Source organism: Streptomyces sp. NPDC048590 (genome assembly GCF_043199535.1).
Classification (GTDB): Bacteria; Actinomycetota; Actinomycetes; order Streptomycetales; family Streptomycetaceae; genus Streptomyces.
Genome location: NZ_JBICWC010000001.1, coordinates 1,022,422 through 1,028,506, shown reverse-complemented (window position 1 = coordinate 1,028,506; position 6,085 = coordinate 1,022,422). Strand labels below are relative to the sequence as shown.

6 protein-coding genes are annotated in these 6,085 nt (G+C 71.4%); 3 read left to right on the top strand and 3 right to left on the bottom strand.

What is annotated here, in order from left to right:
* Both ACGFNN_RS04460 and coxB read right to left on the bottom strand, forming a co-directional pair.
* A partial coding sequence (locus tag ACGFNN_RS04460; protein WP_393552857.1) for a cbb3-type cytochrome c oxidase subunit I occupies nucleotides 1–332 on the bottom strand: 332 nt, incomplete at its 3' end.
* Nucleotides 329–1,297: a cytochrome c oxidase subunit II gene (coxB, locus tag ACGFNN_RS04455; RefSeq protein WP_362547386.1), complete on the bottom strand. Its 969-nt coding sequence runs from the start codon at nucleotides 1,295–1,297 to the stop codon at nucleotides 329–331. The genes coxB and ACGFNN_RS04460, both read right to left, overlap by 4 nt.
* Nucleotides 1,298–1,568: 271 nt before the next feature.
* Between coxB and ACGFNN_RS04450 the strand changes: the two genes are divergently transcribed.
* Nucleotides 1,569–2,951, top strand: coding sequence for a cysteine desulfurase/sulfurtransferase TusA family protein (locus ACGFNN_RS04450; protein ID WP_393552854.1), 1,383 nt, complete (start codon nucleotides 1,569–1,571; stop codon nucleotides 2,949–2,951).
* A gap of 96 nt (nucleotides 2,952–3,047) precedes the next feature.
* On the opposite strand, the gene ACGFNN_RS04445 is transcribed toward ACGFNN_RS04450, so the two are convergent.
* On the bottom strand, nucleotides 3,048–4,022 hold the full coding sequence (locus ACGFNN_RS04445; protein ID WP_362675293.1) for a carbohydrate kinase family protein: 975 nt from the start codon (nucleotides 4,020–4,022) through the stop codon (nucleotides 3,048–3,050).
* A gap of 159 nt (nucleotides 4,023–4,181) precedes the next feature.
* Between ACGFNN_RS04445 and ACGFNN_RS04440 the strand changes: the two genes are divergently transcribed.
* Both ACGFNN_RS04440 and ACGFNN_RS04435 read left to right on the top strand, forming a co-directional pair.
* Nucleotides 4,182–4,379, top strand: coding sequence for a hypothetical protein (locus ACGFNN_RS04440; protein ID WP_362547377.1), 198 nt, complete (start codon nucleotides 4,182–4,184; stop codon nucleotides 4,377–4,379).
* Between the two features lie 129 nt (nucleotides 4,380–4,508).
* Nucleotides 4,509–5,933: a hypothetical protein gene (locus ACGFNN_RS04435; protein ID WP_393552851.1), complete on the top strand. Its 1,425-nt coding sequence runs from the start codon at nucleotides 4,509–4,511 to the stop codon at nucleotides 5,931–5,933.
* Nucleotides 5,934–6,085 lie beyond the last annotated feature (152 nt).

Sequence of the window (6,085 nt, the reverse complement as noted above, 5' to 3'; positions counted from 1 at the left end):
ATGATCCAGTTCGCGAACCCTGCGAACAGCGGCGTCGCGAACATCAGCAGCATGATCGTGCCGTGCATCGTGAACGCCTGGTTGAACTGCTCGTTCGACATGATCTGCGTACCCGGGCGGGCCAGCTCGGCGCGCATGAAGAGCGCCAGCAGACCACCGATGCAGAAGAAGGCGAACGATGTGACCAGGTACATCGTGCCGATCGTCTTGTGGTCAGTGGTGGTCAGCCACTTGACGACGACAGCACCCGGCTGGTTGCGCCGCACCGGCAGCTCGTCCTCGAACGAGTCGTCTGCTGCCGCGGCACCCTGGGATTCGTTGAGGATGCTCACAGTTTGTTCGTCTCCGCATTCCTGGCCGGGTCCGTCTGCTCGATGCCTGCCGGCACGTAGCCCGTCTGACCCTTCTCAGCCAGCTCCTTGAGGTGCTGCTGGTACCGCTCGGGAGAGACGATCTTGACGTTGAAGAGCATCCGGGAGTGGTCGACGCCGCAGAGCTCGGCGCACTTACCCATGTACGTGCCCTCCTTCTTCGGCGTGACCTCGAAGGAGTTGGTGTGGCCCGGAATGACGTCCTGCTTCATGAGGAACGGCACCACCCAGAAGGAGTGGATCACGTCACGCGAAGTCAGGATGAAACGGACCTTCTCGCCCTTCGGCAGCCACAGGGTCGGTCCCGGGTTGCCGTTCTGCGGGTTACGCGTCCCGGGGACACCCACGTCGTAGACGCCGTTGGCGTTCGCGGGGAAGTCCTTGCGGAACTTGTCGGGGATGGCGTCGAGCTCCTCGGGGACCTCGCTGCCGGTGGAGGGCTCGCCCTCCACGTTCTCGATGTAGTTGAAGCCCCAGCTCCACTGGTAGCCGACCACGTTGATGGTGTGGGCGGGCTTCGGCGTGAGCTCGAGGAGCTTCGATTCATCGCGCGCGGTGAAGTAGAAGAACACCGAGACGATGATGAGGGGGACCACTGTGTACAGCGCCTCGATAGGCATGTTGTACCTGGTCTGCTGAGGTACCTCCACCTTGGTCCTGCTTCGCCGGTGGAAGATGACGCTCCACAGGATCAGCCCCCAGACGAGGACACCCGTGGCGAGCGCTGCCGCCCACGAGCCCTGCCAGAGGGAGAGGATCCGAGGGGCCTCTTCCGTTACCGGGGTGGGCATACCGAGGCGGGGGAAATCCTCCCAGTTGTATGAACAACCGGAGGCCGTCGCCAGGACCAGGCCCGCAGTCAGCACCTGCGGCAGCTTCCGCCGCATCGGGCGCCGCGACGAGCGGTCGGAGCCGTTGGGACTCACGTAGCGCCTTCCCGAGAGTCTCGCCCGCACGGTCGGCGCGGCCGTCTCACGTGGTCGGTCGCCGGCCCTGTCGCGGGCAGGGGTTTGGATGTTTATGCGGACCAAACCCTACTGGACGCCATTTGGGGTCGCGCGGGGAGGGTGCCCAACGCGCCGCGCGACACCCCGAAGGGATGGAATGCGCGCCTCCGGCCGTCATCTGACGCCCCCTATCCCCGCCACGGAGACGGCCGGTCGCCTGGCCACGCCCCCTGCGGGCTAGCGTGGCGGGGTGCCCTACTTCGACGCGGCCTCCTCCGCCCCCCTGCACCCCGTGGCCCGCCAGGCGCTGCTCGCCTCCCTGGACGAGGGCTGGGCCGATCCGGGGCGGCTGTACCGCGAGGGCAGGCGGGCCGCCGTGCTGCTGGACGCGGCCAGGGAGACCGCGGCCGAGGCGGTCGGCTGCCGCCCCGACGAGCTCGTCTTCACCTCCTCGGGCACCGGCGCGGTGCATTCCGGGATCTCCGGAGCACTGTCCGGGCGTCGGCGTGTCGGCCGCCATCTGGCGCTCTCCGCCGTCGAGCACTCCTCGGTGCTGCACGCCGCCGCGGCCTTCGAAGCGGAAGGCGGCACGTACACCGAGGTGCCGGTGGACCGGACGGGCGCCGTGGACCCCTCGGTCTTCGGCCGGGCGCTGCGCCCGGACACCGCGCTGGCCTGCCTCCAGTCCGCCAACCACGAGGTGGGGACGGAACAGCCGGTGGCGGAGACGGCCGAGGTCTGCGCCGCCGCGGGAGTGCCGCTGCTGGTGGACGCCGCGCAGTCGCTGGGCTGGGGCCCGGTTCCCGGGCGCTGGTCGCTGCTGACCGCGAGCGCCCACAAGTGGGGAGGCCCGGCCGGGGTCGGTCTGCTCGCCGTACGCAAGGGAACCCGGTTCGCCCCGCGGGGGCCGTCCGACGAGCGGGAGTCCGGGCGGGCGGCCGGCTTCCAGAACATCCCGGCGATCGTGGCCGCGGCCGCCTCCCTGCGGGCGGTACGCGCGGAGGCGGCGGCGGAGGCCGCGAGGCTGGGTGCGTTGGTGGACCGGATCCGGGCGGTGGTGGGCGGGCTCGTCCCCGACACGGAGGTGGTCGGGGATCCGGTCCGCAGGCTGCCGCACCTGGTGACCTTCTCCTGTCTCTATGTCGACGGAGAGACATTGCTCCACGAACTGGACCTGGCGGGTTTCTCCGTTTCGTCCGGATCGTCCTGCACCAGCAGCACCCTGACGCCCAGCCATGTCCTCAAGGCGATGGGGGTGCTCACCGAGGGGAACGTCCGAGTGTCGCTCCCGTCCGGGACGACGGACGAGGAGGTGAGCGCCTTCCTCGACGTACTGCCGGGGGTGGTCGCAGAGGTCCGGGAGAAGCTCGGCGCCCCCGCACCGGCCGCCCCGTCCCCCGCCGCCGGCGGTTCACTGGTCGTCGACGCGCTCGGCCGGCGCTGCCCGATTCCGGTGATCGAACTCGCAAAGGTGATCGGAGAGGTACCCGTGGGTTCCACGGTGACGGTGCTCTCGGACGACGAGGCCGCCCGGCTCGACATCCCGGCCTGGTGCGCGATGCGCGAACAGGAGTACGTCGGCGAGGAGCCCGCGGACCACGGGTCGGCCTATGTGGTCCGCAGGCTCGTGTGAGCCCTCCCGCTCCGCGCGGCTGCGGTCAGGCGCGGACCGGGTCGCGCCGGCGTGGTCCCGCCGTCCGGGCGGAGGGCGGGACCACGCGGTCACGCCCTAGGAGAGGTGCTTCCTGACCTCGGACGCCGCCTCGTCCCCGTAGGCCTTGGTGAAGCGGTCCATGAACGAGCTGCGGCGCAGGGTGTACTCCTGGGTGCCGACGGTCTCGATGACCAGGGTCGCGAGCATGCAGCCGACCTGGGCGGCGCGCTCCAGGCCCACGCCCCAGGCGAGACCGGAGAGGAAGCCCGCGCGGAAGGCGTCACCGACGCCCGTGGGGTCGGCCTTGCGCTCCTCCTCCGCGCAGCCCACCTCGATGGGGTCCTGTCCGGCCCGCTCGATGCGGACACCCCGGGCGCCGAGGGTGGTGACGCGGTGACCGACCTTGGAGAGGATCTCCTCGTCGCTCCAGCCGGTCTTGGTCTCGATGAGCCCCTTCTCGTACTCGTTGGAGAAGAGGTACGTCGCGCCGTCGAGGAGGATGCGGATCTCCTCGCCGTCCATCCTGGCGATCTGCTGCGAGAAGTCCGCGGCGAAGGGGATGGAGCGGGAGCGGCACTCCTCGGTGTGGCGGAGCATCGCCTCGGGGTCGTCGGCGCCGATCGAGACGAGGTCGAGGCCGCCCACGCGGTCCGCGACGCTCTTGAGCTCGATCAGCCGGGCCTCGCTCATGGCGCCGGTGTAGAAGGAACCGATCTGGTTGTGGTCGGAGTCCGTCGTGCAGACGAAGCGTGCCGTGTGCAGCACTTCGGAGACCCTGACCGAGCCGGTGTCGACGCCGTGGCGGTCGAGCCAGGCCCGGTAGTCGTCGAAGTCCGCGCCGACGGCGCCGACGAGGATCGGCTGGGTACCGAGCACTCCCATGCCGTAGGCGATGTTGGCGCCCACTCCCCCGCGGCGCACGTCGAGGTTGTCGACGAGGAAGGAGAGGGAGACCGTGTGCAGCTGATCCGCGACCAACTGGTCCGCGAATCGGCCGGGGAAGGTCATGAGGTGGTCGGTGGCGATGGAGCCGGTGACTGCGATGCGCACGGGGTGGCTGCTCCTGCGGAAGGCGAAGGAACGCGTGAGCGCGTCCTCCGGGACGGCGTGACAGTTCACGCTACCCGCTGGCGCCGCCACGACCGAAGGGGCAAAACTACCCGATAGTAGGTCTTTCTACCTGAGGGGTGGTGTGCATACGGTGCCGTTATGTCGAAGAGCATCGCTCCCCGCGAGTCCGAGATGAGCCTGGCCGAGCTGCGCGGAGACTGCGCGCGCATGGCACCGCACTGGGTCGTACCGGAGAGGTCGACGGCGAAGCGGGTGGAGCCCTCCCGTATCCACGGGGTCACGGTGCCGCCCGCCTCGGCCCGCCTGGTCGACGCCATGTCCGACTACGGGGACTGATCCGGCCGGATCGGGCGGCCCCCGCGCTCGCCGGGGGAACCGCGCGCCCCTCCGCTCCGTCCCACCGGCGCCCCGGCTCGGGGAGCTGGCGACCCGCCAGTGGCGGCATGCAGTCGAAGGAGCGATCCGGTGAGCACCGAACGACCCGAGAACGACGCGACCCGTACCCGACGGCGTTCGCCGCTCGTCGCGGCCTCGGTGGTGGCGGCAGTGCTGCTGGTGGGCGGCGGCGGGGCCTACTGGGCGTCGCACACCCCCGGAGAGTCGGACCCCGGCCTTCTGCCCGACCCCGGGTCCGGCTCACCCTCCCTGCTCGCCCTCGACATGCCGGCGGACGGCGGCACCACGGAGGGCATCGCGCCCGGTGAGCCGGATCCGCACGGCGACGGCATCGTCTACCGCACCCGGGGAGAACTGCCCGACGGTCCGGACGAGGCCGCCGTGCACCGGGCGGCGGGCACGGTGAGCGCGGCCGAGGTGACACGGCTGGCGGAGGCCCTGGGCGTGCAGGGCACCCCGCGCAGCGAGGGGACGTCCTGGACGGTGGGCAGCGGCGGTGACGGTTCCGGGCCCGTCCTGCGGGTCGTCAAGCAGGCACCCGGGACCTGGACGTTCGCCCGGTACGCCCCGGGCGGCTCCGACACGTGCGAGCCCGGCCCGACGTGTGCCGACCGGGCGCCCGCCTCCGGCTCCCCGGTGGACGAGCGGACGGCGAAGGCAGCCGCGACCCCGGTCCTGAAGGCCGTGGGCCAGGACGGCGCCGCGCTCGACGCGCGTCAGCTGATGGGTTCCGTCCGGGTGGTGAACGCCGACCCCGTCGTGGACGGGCTGCCGACGTACGGATGGTCGACCGGGGTACAGGTCGGCGCGGGGGGTGAGATCGTCGGCGGCAACGGACACCTGAAGGCTCTGGAGAAGGGCGACAGCTATCCGGTGACGGGCGCCGACGAGGCTCTGGAGCAGCTGAACGAGCGGAGCCCGCGCGTCCCGAAGTCCACCGGCGACTGCGCGACCCCCGTACCGCTGGACGGCGGGGAGACCCCGCCGGGGAGGAGCTGCGGCACCGGGAGCGCGACGCCTCCCGCCACCGCGACCGTCGAGAAGGCCGTCTTCGGGCTCACCGCGCGTCACTCGGAGGGCGAGCAGGTCCTCGTGCCGTCCTGGCTCTTCTCCGTACGGCCCGAGGGGGGCGGCCCGGCGTACACCGTCGCCCAGGTCGCGGTGGACCCGGAGCACGTACGGGAGGAGAGCGGCCGGCCCTCGCCGGCGCCCACCGAGGACCCGGGCGGCAGGGGTACCGGGATCACCACGTACAGCGCGGACGGCCGGACCCTGGAGGTGACCTTCTGGGGCGGGGCGTGCAGCACCTACACGGCCGCCGCCACGGAAGAGGGCCCGACGGTGCGGGTCACGGTCACGGAGTCGAAGCCCGAACCGGGCAAGGCCTGCATCATGATCGCCAAGGAGCTGACCCGCACGGTGACGCTCGACGCCCCGCTGGACGGCCGGAAGGTGGTCGACGCGAGCTCGGGCAAGGCCGTGCCGCGCGCCTGAGCGTGCCCCCGCGTACGACAGCGGCGGTGCTCCCGGGACCGGGAGCACCGCCGCAGTCGTACGACTCGGGGGTAACCGGTAGGGGTCGCCCCCCCCGCCCGGTCCCCAGGGCGGCCGGGTTTCGCGCGGGGAGCCCAGGGTCGCGAGGGTGT

Bases quoted from the DNA above. Each gene is read 5' to 3' on its own strand.
- ACGFNN_RS04440 (WP_362547377.1), top strand. From the start codon at position 4,182: ATGTCGAAGAGCATCGCTCCCCGCGAGTCCGAGATGAGCCTGGCCGAG.